General features: G+C 61.8%; 21 protein-coding genes and 1 tRNA gene. 10 read left to right on the top strand and 12 right to left on the bottom strand.

The window, feature by feature from the left end:
* Positions 1-3: 3 nt before the first annotated feature.
* From GPA21_RS11815 to GPA21_RS11790, 6 genes are all read right to left on the bottom strand, one after another.
* A complete protein-coding gene (locus GPA21_RS11815) occupies positions 4-642 on the bottom strand; it encodes a deoxynucleoside kinase (protein WP_168988367.1) in 639 nt (212 codons plus the stop codon).
* Between the two features lie 26 nt (positions 643-668).
* Entirely contained in the window at positions 669-1,196 is a 528-nt protein-coding gene (gene folK, locus GPA21_RS11810; RefSeq protein ID WP_168988364.1) for a 2-amino-4-hydroxy-6-hydroxymethyldihydropteridine diphosphokinase, read from the bottom strand.
* A gap of 7 nt (positions 1,197-1,203) precedes the next feature.
* Positions 1,204-2,562, bottom strand: coding sequence for a polynucleotide adenylyltransferase PcnB (pcnB, locus tag GPA21_RS11805; RefSeq protein ID WP_168988363.1), 1,359 nt, complete (start codon positions 2,560-2,562; stop codon positions 1,204-1,206).
* A 78-nt stretch (positions 2,563-2,640) separates the two neighbouring features.
* A complete protein-coding gene (locus GPA21_RS11800; RefSeq protein WP_168988362.1) occupies positions 2,641-3,303 on the bottom strand; it encodes a histidinol-phosphatase in 663 nt (220 codons plus the stop codon).
* 38 nt (positions 3,304-3,341) lie between these two features.
* Positions 3,342-4,013: a DnaA regulatory inactivator Hda gene (gene hda / locus GPA21_RS11795; protein WP_168988361.1), complete on the bottom strand. Its 672-nt coding sequence runs from the start codon at positions 4,011-4,013 to the stop codon at positions 3,342-3,344.
* Entirely contained in the window at positions 4,010-5,104 is a 1,095-nt protein-coding gene (locus GPA21_RS11790; RefSeq protein WP_168988360.1) for an AI-2E family transporter, read from the bottom strand. The genes hda and GPA21_RS11790 overlap by 4 nt, the downstream gene beginning before the upstream one ends.
* Positions 5,105-5,228: 124 nt before the next feature.
* Between GPA21_RS11790 and purM the strand changes: the two genes are divergently transcribed.
* Positions 5,229-6,263 carry a phosphoribosylformylglycinamidine cyclo-ligase gene (purM, locus tag GPA21_RS11785; protein ID WP_425483698.1) on the top strand — a complete coding sequence of 345 codons (1,035 nt, stop codon included), beginning with the start codon at positions 5,229-5,231 and terminating at the stop codon, positions 6,261-6,263.
* A gap of 61 nt (positions 6,264-6,324) precedes the next feature.
* On the opposite strand, the gene miaA is transcribed toward purM, so the two are convergent.
* Positions 6,325-7,287 (bottom strand): tRNA (adenosine(37)-N6)-dimethylallyltransferase MiaA, encoded by a 963-nt coding sequence (gene miaA, locus GPA21_RS11780; RefSeq protein WP_168988358.1) that lies wholly within the window; start codon positions 7,285-7,287, stop codon positions 6,325-6,327.
* Positions 7,288-7,298: 11 nt separating this feature from the next.
* Complete coding sequence (locus GPA21_RS11775; RefSeq protein WP_168988357.1) at positions 7,299-9,041, bottom strand: sensor domain-containing diguanylate cyclase; 1,743 nt, start codon at positions 9,039-9,041, stop codon at positions 7,299-7,301.
* Between the two features lie 174 nt (positions 9,042-9,215).
* On the opposite strand from GPA21_RS11775, the gene GPA21_RS11770 reads away from it, so the two are divergent.
* On the top strand, positions 9,216-9,794 hold the full coding sequence (locus tag GPA21_RS11770) for a YqaA family protein (RefSeq protein ID WP_168988356.1): 579 nt from the start codon (positions 9,216-9,218) through the stop codon (positions 9,792-9,794).
* A gap of 15 nt (positions 9,795-9,809) precedes the next feature.
* Here GPA21_RS11770 and mutL read toward each other — a convergent pair whose 3' ends face one another.
* A complete protein-coding gene (gene mutL / locus GPA21_RS11765; protein WP_168988355.1) occupies positions 9,810-11,615 on the bottom strand; it encodes a DNA mismatch repair endonuclease MutL in 1,806 nt (601 codons plus the stop codon).
* A 193-nt stretch (positions 11,616-11,808) separates the two neighbouring features.
* Between mutL and GPA21_RS11760 the strand changes: the two genes are divergently transcribed.
* From GPA21_RS11760 to GPA21_RS11735, 6 genes are all read left to right on the top strand, one after another.
* A complete protein-coding gene (locus tag GPA21_RS11760) occupies positions 11,809-12,531 on the top strand; it encodes a hypothetical protein (RefSeq protein WP_246261921.1) in 723 nt (240 codons plus the stop codon).
* 20 nt (positions 12,532-12,551) lie between these two features.
* Positions 12,552-13,214 carry a phosphoribosylglycinamide formyltransferase gene (purN, locus tag GPA21_RS11755; RefSeq protein WP_168988354.1) on the top strand — a complete coding sequence of 221 codons (663 nt, stop codon included), beginning with the start codon at positions 12,552-12,554 and terminating at the stop codon, positions 13,212-13,214.
* Entirely contained in the window at positions 13,211-13,924 is a 714-nt protein-coding gene (locus GPA21_RS11750) for a DUF3108 domain-containing protein (RefSeq protein WP_168988353.1), read from the top strand. The genes purN and GPA21_RS11750 overlap by 4 nt, the downstream gene beginning before the upstream one ends.
* 55 nt (positions 13,925-13,979) lie before the next feature.
* Positions 13,980-15,278 carry an RsmB/NOP family class I SAM-dependent RNA methyltransferase gene (locus GPA21_RS11745; protein ID WP_246261922.1) on the top strand — a complete coding sequence of 433 codons (1,299 nt, stop codon included), beginning with the start codon at positions 13,980-13,982 and terminating at the stop codon, positions 15,276-15,278.
* Complete coding sequence (locus GPA21_RS11740) at positions 15,268-15,867, top strand: phospholipase D family nuclease (protein WP_168988351.1); 600 nt, start codon at positions 15,268-15,270, stop codon at positions 15,865-15,867. The genes GPA21_RS11745 and GPA21_RS11740 overlap by 11 nt, the downstream gene beginning before the upstream one ends.
* A 125-nt stretch (positions 15,868-15,992) precedes the next feature.
* Complete coding sequence (locus tag GPA21_RS11735) at positions 15,993-17,162, top strand: DesA family fatty acid desaturase (protein ID WP_168988350.1); 1,170 nt, start codon at positions 15,993-15,995, stop codon at positions 17,160-17,162.
* Positions 17,163-17,234: 72 nt separating this feature from the next.
* Here GPA21_RS11735 and queD read toward each other — a convergent pair whose 3' ends face one another.
* Complete coding sequence (gene queD / locus GPA21_RS11730; protein ID WP_168988349.1) at positions 17,235-17,687, bottom strand: 6-carboxytetrahydropterin synthase QueD; 453 nt, start codon at positions 17,685-17,687, stop codon at positions 17,235-17,237.
* Between the two features lie 118 nt (positions 17,688-17,805).
* Entirely contained in the window at positions 17,806-18,102 is a 297-nt protein-coding gene (locus GPA21_RS11725) for a helix-turn-helix domain-containing protein (protein WP_168988365.1), read from the bottom strand.
* A gap of 249 nt (positions 18,103-18,351) precedes the next feature.
* Here GPA21_RS11725 and GPA21_RS11720 point away from each other — a divergent pair, with 249 nt between their 5' ends.
* Together GPA21_RS11720 and GPA21_RS11715 are read left to right on the top strand one after the other, a co-directional pair.
* The gene (locus tag GPA21_RS11720; protein ID WP_168988348.1) at positions 18,352-19,575 is read left to right on the top strand and encodes an aspartate kinase; all 1,224 of its coding nucleotides are present in this window, start codon (positions 18,352-18,354) and stop codon (positions 19,573-19,575) included.
* A gap of 52 nt (positions 19,576-19,627) precedes the next feature.
* Positions 19,628-19,720: transfer RNA gene (locus tag GPA21_RS11715), tRNA-Ser, on the top strand.
* A 127-nt stretch (positions 19,721-19,847) separates the two neighbouring features.
* On the opposite strand, the gene GPA21_RS11710 is transcribed toward GPA21_RS11715, so the two are convergent.
* Positions 19,848-22,439, bottom strand: a 2,592-nt coding sequence (locus GPA21_RS11710) for an ATP-binding protein (protein ID WP_168988347.1), incomplete at its 5' end; no start/stop codon positions are given.

Genomic DNA, 22,439 nt, shown 5'->3' with positions numbered 1-22,439 from the left:
CGCTTAACCCGCGTATCCGAAGAACTCCCTGTAGCTTCGCATGTTGCGCAGGCGCTCGAGCAGCCTGTCGAAATCGTCCTCGTGGTCGACCGGGTTCAGAACTTCTGCGTCCACGATGAACAAAGGAGCCGCATCATATTCATAGAAAAAGGTCGCATAGCGTTCCGACACCCGTTGAAGGTAACTCTCGGTGATCGGGCGCTCTGCGTCAAGTCCGCGATTGTGCACCCGGGTGATCAGCGTCTCTGGCTTCGCCTGGAGATAGATGACGAGATCGGGCGTGGGGAGTGACTGCGGTCGGAGTGCATCGAACAGGCGTTGGTAGAGCACAAGTTCGTCGGTCGGCAGATTCAGTTCGGCAAACAGCGGATCCTTGTCCATCAGGAAGTCCGAGACGACGCGATTGCCGGCATGGGTATCCGCAAATGCGGCGAATTGGTCGATCCGCTGATGGAGGAAACCGATCTGGGTTGCCAATGCCCAGCGCGCGGGGTTCTGATAGAAGCGCGCGAGAAACGGGTTGTCCTGAGCAAGTTCAAGAAAGAGTGCGGCATTGAGATGTTCGGACAGACGCTTCGCGAGCGAGGTCTTGCCCGCGCCGATAGGCCCCTCGACGACGATGTAACTTGCCGTGTCGAGTATGTTGTCCTTGCGCGCAGAAGCGTGATTCACGGTAGCGCGTTCTCCATGGTGTGTGTCGTCCCGGGCGGAGGGAGCCGGTGGATGACCTGGTCTGCGACCTTGTCGAGCAGGCGCGAAAGCGGTCCGAGTCCGGGAATCTCAAGTGCGGGGTCGATCTCGGCCAATGGCAGGAGCACGAAGGCACGCATGTGCATACGCGGGTGCGGTATCTTCAAGGTTGCGCTGTCGATTTGCGCGTTACCGAAGAGTAGCAGGTCGAGGTCCATGGTGCGTGGTGATACGGTGACACTTCGAGTGCGACCATGGTGCTGTTCGATGGCGAGCAGCGCGTCGAGCAATGTGTGGGGTGCAAGCTCGGTGCGGACCTCGAGAACGGCATTGATGTAGTCCGGATGGCCGAGCACGCCAACCGGCGCGCTACGGTAAAGCGAGGACCGGGCGTACACCCGCGTCGAGGGTAGCGCGTTGATCGCACGTATCGCGTCCGTATGGGCCTGGACGGCGTCGCCGAGATTCGCCCCGAAGGCGATGAAGGCCCGGGTGTCTTGCGTCATGGAATGCTCAGTTGCCGGCCTCGGGCGGGGCGGCTTCCGTTGCCGGACGCGGCTTGCGTCGGCGACGGCGTTTCCTGGATGGAGAAGCGGCGGATTGGGGCGCTTCGGCAAGTAGGGCTTCACGCTGTTCGGTACTTGCATGGGCGAAACGAAGCCACCAATCAACCAGCGCCATGTCGATCTCTCCGGACTGGGCGCGAAGACGCAGGAAGTCCCAGCCCGCACGATAGCGGGGTTGTTCGATAAGACGATAGGGTGACTTCCCGCCCCGTTTCTCGAAGCGTGGCTGCAGTGCCCAGATCTCCTTGATGTCGCCGGCGATGCGTTTCGTAATCGCAAGTTTGCGTGCCTGCGTATCGAGAATGTCGTCCATCGCTTCGAACAGAGCTGGATGAGGCTGTTCCCCATCCTTCTTGCGCAATTCCCAGTTCGCAAGTACCTGATGCCAGAGCAGGGTGGCGAAGAGAAAGCCGGGAGAAACGGATTTGTCGGCGCGGATCCGCTCGTCGGTGTTCTCGAGCGACAACCAGACGAAGCGCTCACCCATTGGCTGCTCCAGGATCACATCGAGGAGCGGCAATAGCCCATGATGCAGGCCTTCTTCGCGCAACTGCTTCACGCATTTGACGGCGTGGCCCGAGAACAGCAGCTTGAGCATCTCGTCGAAGAGACGGGCGGCCGGCACGTTGTCCAGCAATTGCGCCATTTCACGGATAGGCTGACGTGCGTCGGGGGCGATGACGAGATCGAGCTTTGCACCCAGGCGAACCGCTCGCAACATGCGCACCGGATCCTCGCGGTAGCGCGAACGCGGGTCACCGATCATGCGCAGGGTCTTCTGGCGGATGTCGGCGACTCCGTGATGGTAGTCGACGATGGTTTCGCTGCTGGGGTCGTAATACAGCGCGTTGGCGGTAAAGTCACGCCGCGTGGCGTCTTCGGCCTGGTTGCCATAGACGTTGTCGCGAAGCACCCGTCCATGCTCGTCGGTTTCGGCGGCGGCATCGTCATGCATTGCGCGGAAGGTCGAGACCTCGATGGTCTCGCGTCCGCTCATGACATGCACGATCTTGAACCTGCGCCCGATGATGCGGGAGCGCCGGAACAGCGCGCGGACCTCTTCCGGGGTCGCGCTGGTGGCGACATCGAAGTCCTTTGGCGTGTGCCCGATCAGCAGGTCACGCACCGCGCCGCCCACGATGTATGCGCTGTGTCCGTTCTCCTGGAGAACGGTGCATACCTTGCACGCGAAGCGGGAAAACCCTTCGCGCGAGATGCCGTGTTGTGACGCGGGAATCGTTGCCGGCCCGGGCAATGCCCCGGAGTCAGGACGACGAAAGACCTTGCGCAACAGTTTACGGATCATCGGGTGGAGGTTCGTGCAATCAACATAAGCGCCGAATCATAACCGATCGCCTCGCCGGCTGCGAAGCGGCTTCTCGGGTCAACGCAAGGAAATCACCGGCCAGTCTGACTTCTCGGCGTGCGCGAGCAGGGTTTCGTCCGGATCGACTGCCACCGGGTTGCTCACCCGACCCATCAACGGCAGGTCGTTGTGGGAATCGCTATAGAACCAGCTACGCTCAAAGCTCCCCAGATACAATCCGAGGGACTCCAACCATGCCTCGACCCGCTCGATCTTGCCAGCCTTGAAGGCTGGCATGCCACGAGGCTTGCCGGTGAATTGGCCTTGTTCGTGCGCGGGAATCGTGGCGACCAGGTGCTCGATGCCAAACTCACGCACGATCGGCCCGGTTACGAAGCTGTTGGTTGCGGTTACCACGGCGACCAATGCGCCGCGGTCGAGATGCTGCCGTACCAGCGTGCGAGCCGGCTCGCCGATCATCGGCACGATCGACCGGGTCATGAACTCGCGGTGCCATGCGTCGAGCTCGGTGCGCGGATGTCGCGCGAGTGGTGCGAGCTGGAAGTCCAGGAACTCGAATATATCCAGGGTGCCGGCCTTGTACTGCTCGTAGAAGTCCTTGTTGCGGGCTTCCTGCACTTCACGGTCGAGTACACCCTTGTGGATCAGGAACTGGGCCCACTCGAAATCGGAGTCGCCGGCCAGAAGCGTGTTGTCGAGGTCGAAGAGTACGAGTTCCACAGCTTGTCCTTGCTTTCGTTCAGTGGCGGCGGTCGATGTCAGATGTCGAGCCCGGTCTGCATGAGATCGCGCAGCAAGGGCAGGGTCACCGGTCGTTTGCGTTCGAGCGAGGCGCGATCGAGTGCGTCGAGCGTCGTGATCAGGCTCGGAAGGTCGCGCCGACCGTGGCGCAGCAGAAACTGCACCACGTCATCGCCGATGCTCAGCCCGCGGCGTTGTGCCAGGGTGAGCAGAATGTGGCTTCGGGTCTGGTCGTCCAGGGGCTTGAGCTCGAAGACCAGGCTCTGGCCTATGCGAGTGCGCAGATCCTCCCTGAGCTCAAGCTCGCGTGGCGCGCGTTCTGCAGCCAGCAGAAGGGTGAGGCCTTGCTCGCGCGCACGGTTGAACGCGTTGAAGAGGGCGATCTGTGCATCGGCACCCAGTCCTTCGATGTCGTCGACCGCAACCAGCGTGCTGGGTGCCGGGACAAACTGGCCGTCGAGCTTGTCGGCCTCCACATGCAGGGCAGGGCGACCGGCTGCGCTGGCCTCGTTGATAGCGGCGCGCAGCAAGTGGCTGCGGCCGGATCCGCGAGGTCCCCACAGCATCACATGACCGGCGCCGATGACGGCGGCACGAAGTGCCTCCAGGGGCGCGGCATTTTCCCCCAGGATGAAATTGTCGAAGGCGGGTGGCGCATCCGGTCGGATGTCGAGCAGCAGTTGCCTCATTGGTCCTGTTCCGTCTCGCTCTGTCGCGCGCCGAGATAGATCGGGCTCGCGAACCAGGCCGAACGGAGTTCGCGCAGTCCGACGAGGATTGCTGCGCTGGCCGGCAGGGCGACAAGCATGCCGACGAAGCCGAACAGCTGTCCGAAGGCCATCAGCGAGAAGATCACGGCGAGCGGATGCAGCCCGATGCGCTCACCGACCAGGTAAGGTGTGAGCAGATAGCTTTCGAGCAGTTGGCCGATACCGAAAACCACGGCGACGCCGATGAGCAGCGGCCAGCCCTCAGCCTGGAGCAGGGCTGCGAGTACCGCCAGTACCAGGCCGCCGCCGAAGCCGACAAAGGGAATGAAAGCGAGCAGACCGGTGATGACGCCGACCGGCAGTGCGAACTTCAGTCCCGCCATCCAGAGACCGATGCTGTAGAAGACCGCGAGCAGGAGCATCACCGACAGTTGACCGCGCAGGAACTCGGACAGCACCTTGTCGATCTCGCTGAGAACACGCGTCGTGCGCGGCAGCATCGGCCGCGGTATGACCGTCTGCAGAGCGGCGAGAATCCGCGGCCACTCCTGCAGTAGATAGAACATCACGATCGGGATCAGGGCGAGATTCGCGACGAACGCGATCAACACCAGGCCGCCCTCGCGGGCGCGCTCGAGCAGCGCGGGCAGCATGTCCTGCGCGGTTTCGCGGTATTCCCCCATCCAACCCTTGAGCGAAGCGGTGTCGAGTGTCAGTTCGGTGCCGAGGCGTTGCCCGAGCCATGGCAGAAGCCGGTTGTTGAGCATCTCGAGCAACTCGGGAAAGCGGGCGATCATCACGACCGCTTCGCGGTAGATCGCGGGCACCAGCATCAGCATGAGCAATGCGAGCAATGCGCCGAGTCCGATGATGACGCCGAGTACCGCGAGCGCCCGAGGGACCTTGCGGGCGACCAGCCAATTGACCGCAGGGTCGCAGATGTAGGCGAATACCGCCGCGATTGCGAAAGGGGTCAGAATCGGGCCGAGTGCGTAGAAGAGGGCGAGTAACGCGAGGCCGACTGCAGCCCAGATGGCGGTTTGCATTCGGTCGGCGCGGGCTGGGATCATTTCGAGTAAAATCGTGGTGTTCGCGAACCGGTAGGCTCGCAGAACCCGTTAATGTAGCCCCTCAGGCCGGGTACCTCAAGATCGAGGGCTTGCGGCGGGGGCATCCAAGCCTAGAGGAATGACATTGAGCGCTCTGACTTATCGTGATGCCGGCGTGGATATCGAGGCCGGCGATGCCCTCGTGGACCGGATCAAACCGTTCGCGAAGCGGACCATGCGTCCGGAGGTCATGGGGGGGATCGGTGGCTTCGGCGCGCTGTTCCAGCTGTCTGGCAAGTATCGGGAACCGGTCCTCGTCTCCGGTACCGATGGCGTCGGGACCAAGCTCAAGCTCGCGTTCCAGTTGAACCGCCATTACACCGTCGGGCAGGATCTTGTCGCGATGAGCGTCAACGATATTCTGGTGCAGGGCGCGGAGCCTTTGTTCTTTCTTGATTACTTCGCGTGCGGCCGGCTTGACGTCGATACCGCCGCCGATGTGGTCAAGGGCATCGCGCGCGGCTGCGAACTTGCCGGATGTGCGCTGATCGGCGGTGAGACCGCCGAGATGCCCAGCATGTATCCCGATGGTGAATATGATCTTGCGGGTTTCGCCGTCGGTGCGGTCGAGAAGTCCGAGATCATCGACGGTTCGCGGATCGCCGGCGGCGACGTGGTGCTCGGCCTGGCTTCCAGCGGGGCGCATTCCAACGGCTATTCGCTGATCCGGAAGATCATAGAGGTGAGCGGTGTCGACCTTTCGGCTGATTTTCATGGTCGTCCGCTCGCCGAGGCGGTACTCGAGCCGACCCGCATCTACGTCAAACCCTTGCTCGCACTGATGCAGGCCCACCCCGGCATTGTCAAGGGCATGGCCCACATCACCGGCGGCGGGTTGACCGAGAATATCCCGCGCATCCTGCGTGATGAGCTCACCGCGCGCATCGATGCCACTTCATGGACCTTGCCGCCGCTGTTCCAGTGGTTGCAGCAGGCCGGCAACGTGGATATGCAGGAGATGTACCGCGTGTTCAACTGCGGTATCGGCATGGTGGTGATCGTGTCGCAGGAAGACGCTGACACTGCGCAGGCCGCACTGGCCACCGCTGGCGAAACCGTCTTCCGTATTGGCCGCATCGATCAGCGCGGCGACAACGAGCCGCAAACGGTGGTTGGCTGACCTTCGCCCCATACTTTTCGGTGCGTTTTGCCAGGGGCTAAACGCACCAGCTGTCCCGCGTTCAGCCTTTGCCGTGTTCTGCTACCGCTGCCAGCAGCCTGTCCGTTAGTCTTGGATCGAGACAGTCGAGTTCGGTGAGTTCCGGCCAGTTCTCCCGGAACTGGCGTTGCCATGTGAGCTGACGCTTGGCCAGCTGGCGGGTGGCCACGATGGCCTTGAAGCGCATCGTGGCGAAATCGTCCTCACCCTCGAGGTAGGACCACACCTGGCGGTATCCAACGCAGCGCATCGACGGCATGTCGGGGCTGAGCTGATATCGGGCGCGGAGCGACTCGACTTCGCCGACAAAGCCCGCAGCGAACATCTGCTCCAGACGCGCCTCGATGCGCTTGTGCAGCACTCCGCGGTCGGATGGCGCCAGCCCCAGCATCACCAAACGATGACACAGGCCCTTTGGCTCAAGCCGGGCGTAATTCTCGGCGACAGGCAGGCCAGTCAGCAGGACGATCTCCAGCGCGCGCTGGATGCGCTGTGCATCGGTCGGCTCGAGTCGTGCGGCTGCATCCGGGTCGAGCTGGGCGAGTCGGGCGTGCATCGCTGGCCAGCCCTCGCGAGCCGCGTCCTCGTCGATCTTTCCACGCAATGCTGCATCGGCGCGGGGCAGATCGGAGAGTCCGTCGCGCAAGGCCTTGAAATAGAGCATTGTCCCGCCGACCAGGAGCGGGATTCGTCCGCGTGCGGTGATGTCGTCCATCAGCGTGAGTGCAGCGCTGCGAAACGCTGCGGCCGACCAGCTTTGCTCGGGGCTGATGATGTCGATCAAGTGGTGAGGACAGCGTGCCAGTTCGTCATGCGTCGGCTTGGCGGTTCCGATATCCATGTCACGATAGACTAGGGCCGAGTCGACGCTGATGATCTCGATCGGCAGATGTTCGGCCAGCGCCAGGGCTGCACCGGTCTTGCCACTCGCGGTGGGGCCCAGAAGCGCCAGCGCCGGCGGCTTCGTGGCTTGCTTGTCACTCATCCGTGCCGCGCTCAACTGTCCTGGGTTCGCTTGCGATCACCCAGTTTGTGATCGTACATGATGCCATCGGCAATCCGGAGCAGAGCCTCCGCGTCGGTCGCGTCATCCGGATAGACCGCGATGCCGACCGATGCGCCAAGCTCTAGCTTGTTCTCGGTGCCCACCGATTCCAGCGGTTCCGAGAAGATGCGCTGAATCGTGCTTCGTGCCTGGACGAAATGGTCGGAAGCGTCGATGTTGTCGAGCAGAATGACGAATTCGTCGCCGGCATAGCGGGCGACCAGGTCCTCGGTTCGCAGGCTCTCACGCAGTCGATTGGCCACTTCCTTCAGCGCGAGGTCACCCGCGTCGTGGCCGAGCTCATCGTTGACCTGTTTGAACTTGTTCAGATCGATGAACAGGACGGCAAACCGGCGTTTGCGTCGGTCACCGCCGTAGGCTGCGATGCGGCTGCGCAGCTTGAGGGTGAAGGCTTCGCGGTTGAGCAGGCCGGTCAGTTCATCGGTCTGCAGGCGCAGTTGCATGGTTTCGAAACTACGGGCGAGCTCACCGAGCTCATCACGCCGGTGAATCCCCACTGGCGCATCCAGCTGACCCTCGCCGACCCTGCGAGCGGCTTCCTTTAGCCGGCGAAGGTCGCCGGCCACCCAGTTCAGGATGCCGAGCCCGATCGCAACGGTCAGCAAGACAGCGAAAAGCGCGATGTAGATCGTGCGACGGATGTTGTCGGTGATGCCGGACATGAAATCACTGTCTGGCATTGCAACGACAGTGATCCAGTCCAGACCGGCATCATCCCGGATTCGGTCGAAGGCGATGTGAATCAGGGCGCCTTCGATGGGTACCGACAGCGCGCGGGTGCTCTCGGAGATGCCGTGGGTTGATATGTGCCTGATGATCGAATCATAGGACTTGCGCAGAATGGCATGATCGCTGTCGCTTGCCGATGCCCGCTTGTACTCGCCGTCGGGTAGGCGGACGACGTTCGGCGACGCCGAGGACGCAATCAGCGCACCGTTGGGTTCGATAATGAAGGCAATGCCGTTCGGCGACACCCGTAGCTGGCCGACAAAGTCGTTGAGTGCTTTGAGCGACACGTCGGTTGCGACCACGCCCTCGAAGCTGCCGTCGAGCGCGAGTACGCGCCGCGCTCGGGTTGCGACAAGCTCTCGAGTGCCGAAGTCGATGTAGACCGAAGTCCAGGTATGGCCTTCCTGGTCCCGTCCGTCGGCATACCAGGGACGTGTGCGCGGATCGAAAACCCGTTGCTCGCGTCGCACGAATTCCAGCGAGCCGTCGATGCCCTCGTAGTGATAGATCGCGCGCCGCTCGTTCTCCTGGAGTTTCAGGCGCATTTCGACTTGATCCGGATTGAGCCGCATCAGGCCCAGGTTCTGGCCGGACTCATTGCCGTAATAGACGTAATCGTTCGGATCCGTATGCAGTGCGGTTGCAATCCAGAAGCGTGTGCGCAGGTTCTCCAGATCCGACTCGATCGCCTTGGGCGCCGGCATGCCATCGGGGAATGCGGTCTCGAGTACCGCACCGGAGCCGACTATGTGGCGGTCGACTGCCTGGGTGATTCGACCCACGGTTTCGAGCAGCAACTGATCGGTCAGGGTCCCGATCGCCCGGCTGCCTGCCTGATAGGAAAGCACGCCCAGCACCGAAGCCAGCATGATCACCAGGATCACATAGGGCACCGTGAGCAGCAGTCGTAGCGAGAGTGCGTTTTTCTTGGTATTTGCCGGCATGGTCTCGTTGTTGGGTTCGGCCGCCGTGCTTGCATCCGACCCGGCGAAACAAGCTCGGCACGACGCTGAACCCGCAGGGAAAGCGCGGGAGGGGCTATGATAGCGCCCATTTCATCACGATGTATGAATGCGGACTGTCGAGTGTGTCGGCTTTCGCATTCCGGAGGGCAACGGATGAGGATTTTTTCCTCGCTTTATATCTGGACAATGCAATGGGCACGCCACCGGCGCGCGCCCTGGTTCCTGGGTGGCTTGAGCTTCGCCGAGTCCTCCTTCTTCCCGATACCGCCGGATGTGATGCTCGCACCGATGAGCCTCGCCAATCCTTCGCGTGCATGGTGGTTCGCGCTGATCACCACGGTTGCATCGGTGGCCGGAGGGGTTCTCGGTTACTTCATTGGGGTCTTCGCCTTCGACATGGTGGCACCGCTGTTGTCGGAAGGGCGCTATTACGAGGGCTATCTGCGGGCGCAGGACTGGTTTGCGCGCTGGGGTTTCTGGGCGATATTGCTCGCAGGCTTTTCGCCGATTCCATACAAGGTTTTCACGATTGCGGCTGGGGTGGCCTCCATGGCGCTGATCCCGTTCGTGGTGGCCTCGCTGATCGGCCGGGGTGCGCGCTTTTTCCTGGTCGCGATGCTGATGGCTCTGGGCGGCCCCCGGATGGAGGCCCTGCTTCACCGCTATGTCGACCGCTTGGGCTGGGCGACGGTGGTGATCGTCGTCGTGGCGGTGGTGTTGCTCAACGGGTGACGTCGCGGGCGGGGCTCACTGGCCTCGCATGAAGAAGCGATCCAGATCTGCCATGCCGAGCTGAGTCCAGGTTGGTCGCCCGTGGTTGCACTGGTCGGCGCGTTCGGTGCGCTCCATGTCACGCAGCAGTGCATTCATCTCCGCGAGAGTGAGCTGACGGTTGGCGCGTACCGCTGCGTGGCAGGCCATGGTCGCGAGCAGTTCGTTGCGCCGCGCAGTGACTACCTGCGAGGCGGGAAAGTCCGCGAGTTCTCCGAGCAGTTCGCGCACGAGCTCGGGTATCGCAGCGTTGGCGAGCAGGGCCGGTACGGTGCGAACCGTGAGCTGTGTCGGACCGGCCGGCGCAATCTCGAAACCCATTTCCGCAAGGACGTCGGCGCACTGTTCAGCGGTGGCCATCTCCTTGCTGCCGATACCGAACACTGCCGGAATGAGCAGGCGCTGGACGGCTGGACGTCCGTCGAGCACGGTCTTGAGTCGTTCGTAAAGAATGCGTTCGTGAGCGGCATGCATGTCCACCAACACCAGGCCATCGCGGTTCTGCGCCAGGATGTACACCCCGTGAAGCTGACCCAGTGCGAAGCCCAGTGGTGCGTCGTCGTCGGTGTGCGTGGCAGCAATGCGGGCCATCGAAGTGTCGGCTGCTCCCACGGAAGTTAAAGAGGCGGGGGAGTGGCCGAGGGCTTCCGGCTTCGCGGTGGCGACGAAACCGCGATAGGCGTCGCGGGCGCCCGAGTCCATTGCGAGCCGGGACTGGATCGCCGCCGGGTGTGTTTGGTCCGGCTGTCGGTAGGATGGCAACCGCGCTGGGCCGGATTCGGCGTCGAGGCCGGTGGCCGCCGCCCCGGGTGCCGCAAGACTGCGGGAAACCGCGTGAAATACGAACTGGTGTACCGCACGGGCATCGCGGAAGCGGACTTCGATCTTGGCCGGATGGACATTGACGTCAACCCCAGCAGGGTCCAGCTCCAGAAACAGCAGATAGGCCGGATGACGCTGCCCGTGCAGGATGTCGGCGTAGGCCTGGCGCACTGCGTGGGTCAGGAGCTTGTCGCGCACGAACCGGCCATTGACGAAGAAATATTGTGCATCCCGGTTGGCGCGGGAGTAGGCGGGCAGGGCGGCGAGCCCGCTCAGGCGCAAGATGCCGCTGTCGGCGTCGATGGGGCGGGCGTGGTGAATGAAATCGTCAGACAGCAGGGCGGCTGCGCGCTTTGTGTGTTCGACCGGTGGCAGGCGATGGATCACCCGGCCGTTGTGGCTGAGCTGCATCGCGATGTCGGGTCGTGCGAGTGCGACTCGGCGGAACATCTCGTCGCAGTGCGCGAATTCGGTGGCCTCGGTCTTGAGGAATTTGCGCCTGGCCGGGGTGTTGTAATACAGGTCGGCCACCTCGACGACGGTGCCGTGATTGAGCGCCGCCGGCGCTGGCTGGCGATCGCTGGCATCGATGCGCCATGCGTGACGTTCGCCCTCAGCCAGGCTGGTTATCGTGGTGCGTGCGACTGCGGCGATGGCGGCGAGCGCCTCACCGCGAAACCCCATGGTCGCGACATGCTCGAGGTCGTCGAGGCTTGTGATCTTGCTCGTGGCGTGGCGGTCCAGGGCGAGCGCCAGCTGTTCGCGGACGATGCCGCAGCCGTCGTCTGCAACCCGGATTCTCCTCACGCCGCCTTGCTCCAGCGCGACCTCGATCGAACGCGATCCGGCGTCGACCGCGTTCTCGAGCAGTTCCTTGAGCACCGAGGCCGGTCGCTCCACCACCTCGCCGGCAGCGATCTGATTGATGAGCAGGTCTGGCAATACTCGAATCTGGGGCATTGGGCGGGAGCTTCGGCGGGGAGCAAACAAACATTATCCCGACTGGCTTGCAGGTCCGGCAAGTCGAGTGCTTTGTTCTTGGTGCCCCGGCGGGCAGTTCGGATGCGGTATGATCCGCCCCGACGAGTCAAGCGGGTGAAGCATGGGAGAACGATCCGGCCGCACGGAGACGCAGTCGAATGCAGCTTCCCGATTGAACCGGGGCAGGCGTCGTGCGCTGCTGGCGATCAACGTTTTGGTGCTGTCGGGACTGGCAGCGTGTTCGGTGCCGGGCACCGCGCCGCGCCTGACCTCGACCCCGAGGTTCTCGCCTCAGCAGTGGCTGAAGACCGACTCCGACCACTTCGTGGAGGTGAGTCAGCGGCGCATCTTCATCAGTCTGCGCAGTCTTGCGGAGAAGCTTTATCGGCGCAATCCGCGCCAGTGGCGCAAGACCGATGCGGGCAGCGTGGAAGAGGCGGTCTCACGGATCTTCGATGTGGAACACGGCTGGCGGTTCGAGGGATTGGGCCGGCGGCGCGGAATCGACGCGCTACACGTGGCCTTCGATCCTTCCTTCACCGGTGATCGCGTGCAGGCCTTCATCGTCGGCCTCGCGAGCATGGTGCAGACCGCATTTGGAGACAAGGTCGGTTTCTACATGCTCAATGACCTCGATGCGCAGCACTTCTACAATGCAGCACGCAATGTCGAGATCGCTGCCTGGAAGCTGGCGACCGCGAGACATCAGGATGGTCGCCTGCTTTTGCTGTCGAATGAAATGGGAACCATCAACAATCTCAGTTTCGAGAGGGAGTTCGGTCGGGTCATCGGAATACTCGAGGTGCTGACCGAGGTTATCGAACACAAGACCGAACGCACGGTGGTGAGGGTGGTCCAGAACATGGCGACCGCAGTATTCCTGCCGTTGCCTTGAGCTACTTTTTCAGGAGTCTTATGAAGTCGGTCGTTCTACTCATTTCCGGGCGGGGCTCGAACATGGAAGCCATTGTTCGTGCGGAGATTCCCGGTGTGCGTATCGCCGCCGTGATCAGCAACCGGGCGGATGCCGCCGGGCTGGATTTCGCGGCCTCTCATGGCATCGCCACCGCAGTGCTGGATCACAAGGCTTTTCCCAGCCGTGAAGCCTTCGATGCCGCGCTTGCCGAGCTGATAGATGGCTACTGCCCGGATCTCGTCGTGCTGGCCGGTTTCATGCGCGTGCTCAGCGACGGCTTCGTCCGGCACTACGAAGGGCGTCTGCTCAATATCCATCCGTCGCTGCTGCCGTCTTTCCCGGGGTTGCATACCCACAGGCGCGCACTCGAGAGCGGGGTGCGGATACACGGTGCTACCGTGCATTTCGTCACGCCCTCGCTCGATGCCGGACCCGTAGTGATCCAGGCCGCGGTGCCGGTGCTCGATGACGACGATGAATCGACTTTGGCCGCACGGGTGCTCGCCGAGGAGCATCGCATCTATCCCCAAGCGGTGAAGTGGTTCGTGGAAGGTCGTTTGTCGATCGATGCGTCAGGCTGCGTCAGGTTGGCCAATGCGCAGGAGCAGCGGGCCGTCTTGTTGGCGCCGCTGCCCGACCTGCAGCCTGCGGAGGCGCGATGAGGAAGTTTGTGCCAGTCCTCGCGCTGTGTTGCGCAGCGTTTCTGGCGGGTAGCGCCTTTGCCCATGGCGAGTGGCCGGCCGCTGGACGTATCGTCTTCGAAGTCCTGCGCGGTGAGGATGGTGTGAAGCTCGGCGAAAGCGAGCACCGTTGGCGCCAGGACGGCAAGACCTACGAAATGAGCACGGTCGTCCAGACGACGGGCCTTGCGGGTCTGCTCTACGACTTCCGCTACACGCAGCGCAGCGCCGGTGCCATCGAGGCCGGACGACTTGTCCCGGCGCGGTTCTCGGTCGTGCAACAGGACCGGCCAGAGGATGTGGCGAGTTTCGACTGGTCTGCCGGTGAAGTCGAGATCGCGAGGCGGGCGCGGCTGCGGAATTATCCCCTTGCGCGGGGAGATCAGGATGTTCTCAGTGTGTGGCATCTCTTTGCCGCGCTCAATGGGAAGGAACCGCCGGAAACCCTGCAGTTGGTGACCAATCGTGGCGCGTATCAGGCTGACATCACTATCGTTGGCAGCGAGACGGCGAGTCTTGACCTTGGTGAATTGCCGGTGCGTCATGTGAAGCTGATTGCGCGATCCGGGCGGCTCGCCATCGACGTGTGGTTGTCGGAGGCCCACGGCAGTCTTCCGGTGAGAGTGTTGATGCGGGACGATCGGGGGCAGGTCCTGGACCAGCGGGCAATTCGAATCGAGACCGGCAATTGACCGGTTGCGGAGTGACATGAGCAAGACAAGACAGAATCAAAGGCGACCGGTGCGGATGGAGCGCGGCAGTGATGCACCGGGACAATGGACGGTATCGCGAGGCCTGATGGCCCACGCCACCCAGGTGTTGGCCGCTGTGCTCTCCTTCGAGCACCCCGCCGACGCGGTACTGTCGCGCTACTTCAGGGAGCATCGCGAGATCGGCCACCGGGATCGCGGTTTCATTGCCGAAGCGGTCTATGGCATCGTCCGCCGTCTGCGCTGGGTTGCACGGCTTGCAGGGGTCAAACCGCTGCCGCGTGACCTGTTGCTGGCCTGGCTGGCACGCGGCGAGGGCTGGAGCAGCAAGCAGTTCGAAGGCCTGGTCTCTGCCGCCGAATTCAGATGGCTCGAAGAGGTCCGGGCGAAGCGCTTCGAGCCGGCGGGTCTCGGTGAGGCGCTCGATTTGCCCGATTGGCTGACGGTACGACTGAGCGCAGAGTATGGTGATGACGCGCTGCAAGCGCTCGCCAACGGCTTCAACAGGTCGGCGCCGCTGGATCTTCGGGCGAATCTCCTCAAGATCAACCGCGACACTTTGCTCCAGGAATTCGTCTCCAGCGGGGTCGAGGCTTCGCCCTGCCGGTATTCGCCTTGCGGGGTAAGGCTGGCCGGCAAGCCCGCCTTGCAGAAGCACCCGCTGTTCATCAACGGCAGTTTCGAAGTGCAGGACGAGGGCAGCCAGCTGCTCGGCTATCTGGTCCAGCCGCGCCGTGGTGAACTCGTAGTGGATTTCTGCGCGGGCGCCGGCGGCAAGACCCTGCAGCTGGGCGCGATGATGCGTTCCACGGGTCGCCTCTATGCCTTCGATGTGTCGGAGCGGCGGCTGGCCAAACTCAAGCCGAGAATGGCCCGTGCCGGCTTGTCCAACGTTCATCCTGTGCTGATTGCACATGAACGCGATGCCAAGGTGAAACGCCTTGCAGGCAAGGCAGACCGAGTGTTGGTCGATGCGCCTTGCAGTGGCCTGGGTACGCTGCGCCGAAATCCGGACCTCAAGTGGCGTCAGAGCCCGGAGTCGGTGGCTGAAATGACGCTGAAACAACAGGCTATTCTCGACGCCGCGGCGAATCTCGTGAAACCCGGCGGTCGGCTCGTCTACGCCACTTGCAGCCTGCTCGCAGACGAGAACGAAGCGGTGGTCGATGCCTTCGTCGCTTCGCACCCCGATTTCGAGCTGATGTCCGCCCAGGCGGTGTTGGCCGAGCAGGGTGTCGCGCTCGACTGTGGCGAGCGATTGCGTCTGCTGCCGCATGTGCACGACACCGACGGTTTCTTTGCCGCGGTGCTGGAGCGAAAGCGCGATGGCGGTTGAGGTGGGTAGTCACCTTGCCCTCGGCAGCTTCCTCACGTGCCTGGGGATCGCTTTCACTGCGGGGGTGTCGGCGCCGCTGGCGGCAAGTCAGGCATTGCCAGCCAAAGGTTCGATCGAGGTGGCCTTCTCGCCGAGCGACAATCCAGAGGGCTTGCTGCTGCGTGTGATCGGTGACGCGAGGGAATCCATCCGGGTACATGCATACGTATTCACCAGTCGCGCGATCGCCGGCGGCCTGGTGGCCGCACACCAGCGCGGGGTGAGGGTGGAGGTGCTGGCCGACGCCGAGATGAACCGGCGTGGCGGACGCAATGCCGCCCTGCCGCGTTTGCTTGATGCTGGCGTTCCGGTGGCCTTCGAGACGGCCTATGCCGCCGCCCACAACAAGGTGTTGATCGTGGACCCGGGCCGCGCGGGCTGCACGGTGGTTACCGGTTCCTACAATTTCACCTGGTCGGCGCAAAATCGAAACGCCGAGAACGTACTCGTGTTACGCGACAACTGTCCGTTGGTGGACGCTTATCTGCGCAACTGGGAGCGTCACCGCGAAAAGGCGACTGTGGTTACCAATCTCCCCTGGAGCCCTTAGGGCGTTCCCGGGAACCGCTGCGGTTGTGCCGGGTCCACCAGCGGTGCTCCGTCTCGGGGTACGTTGTTGGTATCAGGGCATTCTTCTAGAATGTTTCTGCTACATCTAAAAGGATATGTTCTCGCATGTACACCGGGTTGATAGATCTGCCTTGGTGGGGCTACGTCGTCGTGGCTCTGGTTCTGACTCACATCACGATCGCTTCGGTCACCATTTTTCTCCATCGGCACCAGGCGCACCGTGCGCTTGAGTTGCATCCGATCCCATCGCACTTCTTCCGGTTCTGGTTGTGGTTGACCACGGGCATGGTCACCAAAGAGTGGGCTGCGATCCACCGCAAACATCACGCCAAGTGCGAGACCGAGGAAGATCCGCACAGCCCTCAGACCAGAGGTATCCGCAAGGTGCTGCTCGAGGGGGCGGAGCTCTACCGCGCCGAGGCCAGGAACGAGCAAACCATCGAGCGGTACGGTCACGGCACGCCGAACGACTGGCTCGAGCGCAACGTCTATCGCCGTTCGGCGGTGGGCGTGAGCATCATGCTGATCGTCGATGTGCTGCTGTTCGGCCCGATCGGCCTGACGATCTGGGCGGTGCAAATGCTGTGGATTCCGATCTTCGCCGCCGGGGTCATCAACGGGCTGGGGCACTACTGGGGTTACCGTAATTACGATTGCAGCGATGCCTCGACCAACCTCGTTCCGTGGGGCATTCTCATCGGTGGCGAGGAGCTGCACAACAACCACCACAGTTTTGCAACCTCGGCCAAGCTCTCCGCCAAGTGGTACGAGTTCGACATCGGCTGGATGTACATCCGTGCGCTCGAAATGATCGGCCTGGCGAAGCCGAGACGGGTGATACCCACGCCGCGTTTCGGCGAGGCGAAAAGCGTCGTCGATCTCGACACGCTGCAGGCGATCATCACCCATCGCTATGATGTAATGACCCGCTACGTCTCGTCGGTCAAACGCAGTTGCTCCAGCGAGATCGACCGTCTGGTCGCAGCGCATGCCGACAAATTCGATGCCAAGCTTCTGCGTCGCTGGTTGGTGACCGGAGAGCAGCGCAATCTGGGCGCAGCGGACCGCGATCGTCTCGAAGTGGTGCTGGCGGACAGCCAGATGCTTGCAACGATCGTGTCGATGCGCGAAGAACTCGCTGCAATCTGGGCGCGCTCCAATGCGTCGCGTGAGCAACTGCTGGAGCAGTTGCAGGACTGGATCCGCAGGGCGGAGCAGAGCGGCATCGAGCATCTGCGTGAGTTCTCGATGCGCTTGAGGCGTTACGCTGTCTGATTTGAGTGTACTTACAGTCGCGCGACACGGCCGCTGACGTCAGTCAGGCGGCCGTTGTTTTTTGGTGCCGTTTCAGCGGGTTTCCGATCGCATTGCATCTGCCCAGCAGTTGGGCGTTTCGTAGAGACGTACGCGCTCGAGCTTCAGGTCGTTCCCATAAGCGTCGCGATAGAGCGGCTCAAGAATTCTGAATGCGGTTGCTGCGAGGTTCTCGGCGGTCGGAATGAGGTCGAGAATGACGGTCTTGTGATCGGGTAGCGCGTTCAGGAAGTCGACCACCTTGGTATCGCCCCTGAACACCAGAAATGCGTGATCCCATTTGTCGACCACATGCTCCTTGGCGATCGCCTTGACGTCGGCGAAATCCATCACCATCCCGCGGTTCGAGTCACCTTCTACGTCGATGACGTCGCCCGCAAGTGTGACTTCCAGGACGTATCGGTGGCCATGCAGATGCCGGCACTGGCTCTTGTGGTCCGGGATCCGGTGACCTGCATCGAATTCGAGTTTTCGGGTGATTCTCATCAACGGACTCTGCTGCGAATGGCGTGAAATTATAACGGCGTACCGGTGCCGCGCCCGCATGAAAACGGGCCCTCCTCGGAGGGCCCGTCAGGTCGATTGCCGACGCCTGAGCCAAGGGTCAGCGCTGTTCCTTCTTTTTCGCCTTGGCTTCCTTCTTCAGCGTCTTGTACATCTCCGGGTCGGACGCCTTGAGATACTCGGCCACTTCGACGTCGTCCTTCCTGATCTTGCTGATATCGATCTGCTCGATATGAACGAGCCGGAGCAGGGCCTGCACCGGCCGCGGGATGTTGCGCCCGCTCTCGTAGCGGGAGCCTCCGCTCTGGGTAACACCAATCTTCGACCAAAACTGGGACTGGTTGAGCCCGAGCTTGCGCCGGATTTCGCGCACGTCCAGTTTGTCAGCGTTCTTCATCATCTATTCCCCATGTGTGATCCAGTTTGCGTATTCGATACGACTGGCGCGTTTTTGTTCCCTACAACTTAGGTTGTAGGATGGACGGAGTATAAAACCATATTCAGTGCTCATACAATCAGAAAGTTACATTTTTCCGGCATACCCGCTTTCTATCGTGAGGAAAATCACATGGTCTCGGGGGGTCACTGCTTTTTTCTTCGGCTGTTGTTAAGATACCGCCCTTTATCACCGCTACTTGGATGCATCATGGCATTGATAGTTCAGAAATACGGGGGTACGTCGGTCGGCACGCCCGAGCGCATCAAGAACGTCGCCAGGCGCATCGCTGCGTGTCGTGAGCGGGGCGACGATGTGATCGTCGTCGTGTCGGCGATGAGCGGCGAAACGAATCGCTTGATCGGCTTGACCAAGGAGGTGTCGAGCAAGCCGCTCCCGCGCGAGCTTGACGTCGTCGTATCCACCGGTGAGCAGGTGACCATCGGTTTGTTGTGCATGGCGCTGCACGATATCGATGTCAAGGCCAAGAGCTACACCGGCGGACAGGTGCGCATCCTCACCGACTCCGCGCATACCAAGGCGCGCATTCTCAGTATCGACGAAGCCCCGATCCGCAGGGATCTGTCCGAGGGCAGCGTCATCGTCGTCGCGGGGTTTCAGGGTGTTGACGAAGCTGGCAACATCACGACCCTCGGGCGGGGTGGCTCTGACACCACTGCAGTCGCGATTGCCGCGGCGCTCAAGGCTGATGAGTGCCAGATCTACACTGATGTAGACGGGGTGTATACGACCGACCCGCGCATCGTCTCCGAAGCGCGCAAGCTCGACAGCATCACCTTTGAAGAAATGCTCGAACTGGCCAGTCTCGGATCCAAGGTCCTGCAGATCCGGTCGGTCGAGTTCGCCGGCAAGTACAAAGTCAAGTTGCGCGTCCTGTCCAGCTTCGAGGATCAGGGTGAAGGTACGCTCATCACAGTCGAGGAAGATCAAAACATGGAACAGCCCATCATCTCCGGTATCGCGTTCAACCGTGACGAAGCCAAGATCACCGTTCTCGGCGCACCGGACCGTCCGGGTATTGCCTATCGCATCCTCGGACCGGTTGCCGACTCCAATGTCGATGTCGACATGATCGTGCAGAACGTCGGCCACGATGGCGCCACCGATTTCTCGTTCACCGTGTCGCGTGGCGATGTCGAGAAGGCCCTCAAGGCGCTCGAGGCTGCGAAGGGTGAGATCGGTGAGCATGTCATCGAAACCGATACCACGATGGCGAAGGTGTCCGTAGTCGGCGTCGGCATGCGCTCACATCCCGGTGTCGCAGCCAAAATGTTTCGCGCTCTTGGCGACGAAGGCATCAACATTCAGATGATTGCGACCTCCGAGATCCGTATTTCGGTAGCGATCGAGGAGAAGTATCTCGAGCTGGCAGTGCGCGTTCTCCACAAGGCTTTCGGCCTCGATCAGGCCTGAAAACGGTTTGACCTGAGGGCGCGGAATCGCTATGATCGCGCCTCCTGAGGTTGGAGACGTGGCCGAGAGGTCGAAGGCACTCCCCTGCTAAGGGAGCAGACGGGCAAAACCTGTCTCGAGGGTTCGAATCCCTCCGTCTCCGCCAACCAAGGAAGAAACCGCCGATTTGGCGGTTTTTTTTCGTCGGCGCCGTTTCATTGTTTAGCAGCCGTATCGTGCTCCTCGAAGATGGACGGCTTCTCACTTGGCAGCAGCGCACCGGCGGCGCTTGTTCATGCCAGGAGCTTGTCCACCACCGACAGCAGTTGCGCAACGTCGACCGGCTTGGTCAGATAGGCGGCGAATCCGGTCGTCTGCGCGCGGTCGATGTCCCGCTTCATGGCATTCGCCGTCAGTGCGACGACTGGAATGTCTCGTGTGAGCGGGTTTCCCTTGAGTTGCTCGAGGGCGTGGAAGCCATTCATGCCGGGCAGGTTGATGTCGAGCAGGATGAGTTTGGGGTGCTGCTGTTGCGCAGCGATCAAGCCAGCTTCGGCGCTCTCCGCTTCGATGAGTTGCAGTCGCGTTCGAGAGGCAAGAATGCGCCGAACCAGTTTCATGTTCGCTGGGTTGTCCTCGATGTAGAGAACACGGGCTTGCGGGGCAGGGGCGATATCGTGTTCGGGAGACGGCTGCACGTGCCGCGGATTCGCTTCAGAAGAGGCGGTCAGGCTCTCGTCGAATGTCTCAGGAAGCTCAACCCAGAACGTGGAGCCGAAGCCCTGTTTGCTTTCGACGCCGATCGTTCCGTGCATTGCTTCAGTGAGCCGCTTGGAAAGCGCCAGACCAATACCCGTTCCTTCGGTTGCCTCGTATGCGGATTCGAGACGTTCGAACGGTTTGAAAAGTCGCTCGAGATGCGTTGCCGGAATGCCCGGTCCGGTATCGACAACAGAGATCCGCACTCGGTCGTGCGGGCGATGCTCGATGATCACCTTGGCCGTACTGTCGCTGAAGTTGTATTTCACGGCGTTCGAGAGCAGGTTGAGCAACACCTGCTTGAGGCGAATGTGGTCGGCCCGCACGCAAGCGGACGGACCGCTGCGGGACAACGCGATGCGTTTCTCGTCGGCAAGCGGGCGCATCTGTGCGAGGCAGGCATCGATCAATTCGTCCAGGCCAACCGGCTCAAGACTGACGTCCAGACGACCGCTCTCGATGCGTGCCAGGTCGAGGACTTCGTTGATCATCTCGAGCAGGTGACGTCCCGCGTTGAGAATCTCGCTGACGTTGCCTTGCTGCTCGTCGGTGAGACGATTCGGGTCAGTCTCGAGCAACTGTCCGAAGCCAAGAATCGCGTTGAGCGGGGTGCGAAGTTCGTGACTCATGCGGGACAGGAATTCCGACTTGGCCTCGTTGGCGCGCTCGGCCTCTTGCATGGCCTTTCGCAGGTCCGCAGTGCGGTCCTCCACCCGGGTTTCCAGTTCGAGATTGAGTTGCTGCAGCGCAAGCTCTGCGGCCTGTCGCTGGCGTTCGCTTCTGAGAGATATGATGATGTTGCGAATTGCCGTCGTAATGGGTTCCAGCCTTGGCAGCAGGCTTTCGTCGTAGCCATCGCTGCGGTTTGCCAGCGCGATGATCCCGAGCAGTTCGTCGCTTTCGAAGAAAGGCAGTCCCATGAAGGCGTTGAGTTTCGGGTGGCCAGCAGGCACTCCCGTGCTGCGCGAATCGTTCGCCGGATCGTTGCTGATGATGAGTTGGCGGTCGGTGACCACACGACCGAACAGATTGTCGAGGCTGTGGAAGTCGACGCCGCTGGGTGCGTTTTCATCATAGAAGCGACGGCTGTCGTCATCCCAGGCAATGTTGGTGATGCCATGGGCCTTCAGATAGACGTTGCCCTCGTCGGTATGGTGGAGTTCGCCGATGAAGCCGTACTCGCTTTCGGTCAGCGAGAGAATGGCCTTGAGCAGATCGTTGAAGATGTCCGCTGCGCTGCATTTGGCCATGAATTGCGATTGGGCGTGACGCACCGCGGACAATGCGGTGTTCGTGTGACGCAGGGCTTCTTCGGCGAGGCGTTGCTCTGTGATGTCCAGGACTGCACCGACCGTGCGATGAGGATGCCGCTCGGCGCCCTCTCCACGAAAATAGGTTTGTGCTTGTGAGGTCAGCCACCGTATCTCTCCGTCGTGCCGGCAGATGCGATAAGCGACGTTGAACACGCCGTCGCTGGCAGGGTCGTGGGCCAGCCTGACTGCGGCGATGACTTTTCCGGCGTCGTCCGGGTGAATGAGCGAGGCCATGTCTCCGAGCGTGAAAGGTGCCTCCGCTGCAATCCCGTACATTTCCCGCAGCTCGGGTGACCAGTAGATTTCGTCGGGGATGTGGTCATGGTCGAACACGCCGAGTTGCGCAATGCGCATGGCCTGGCGCAAGCGCTCTTCGCTGGTGACTACCGCGTTCTGGGCGCGTTTGCGTTCGCTGATGTCGCGCAGGGTGAACTGAAGCAGGTCGCGGTTGTCCGCGCGGAACGCAAGAACATGGACTTCGGCATCCCACTGCTCGCCATTGCTGCGTTGCTGGCGCCACTCGAATTGTGCGGCTCCGGCATTGTCGACCGTGGTGAGCATGCGGGCCAGAACCTTGGCGGAGACGCTGCCGTCCGGTTGAAAGTCCGTCGAATAGTCGAGAAGTGTAGAGCCAATGGCCTCTTCCTTCGTTCTCAGGCCAAGCGTCGTGGCCGCAGCGGGATTGCAGTCGAGGAACTGCAGGTTGCGTGCATCCGCGACGAGAAGCGGCACCGGGGAATTGTCGAAGATGCTTTTCCGAAACGCGGCGTTCCGGTCGACTTCGCGTTGCTGCCGCGCGACACGGGCGAATAG

The sequence above is a fragment of the Azoarcus taiwanensis genome (genome assembly GCF_012910885.1).
Lineage (GTDB): Bacteria > Pseudomonadota > Gammaproteobacteria > Burkholderiales > Rhodocyclaceae > Azoarcus_F > Azoarcus_F taiwanensis.
Note: the sequence above shows the minus strand (reverse complement) of the source record. Positions and strands in the feature narration are given on the sequence as shown.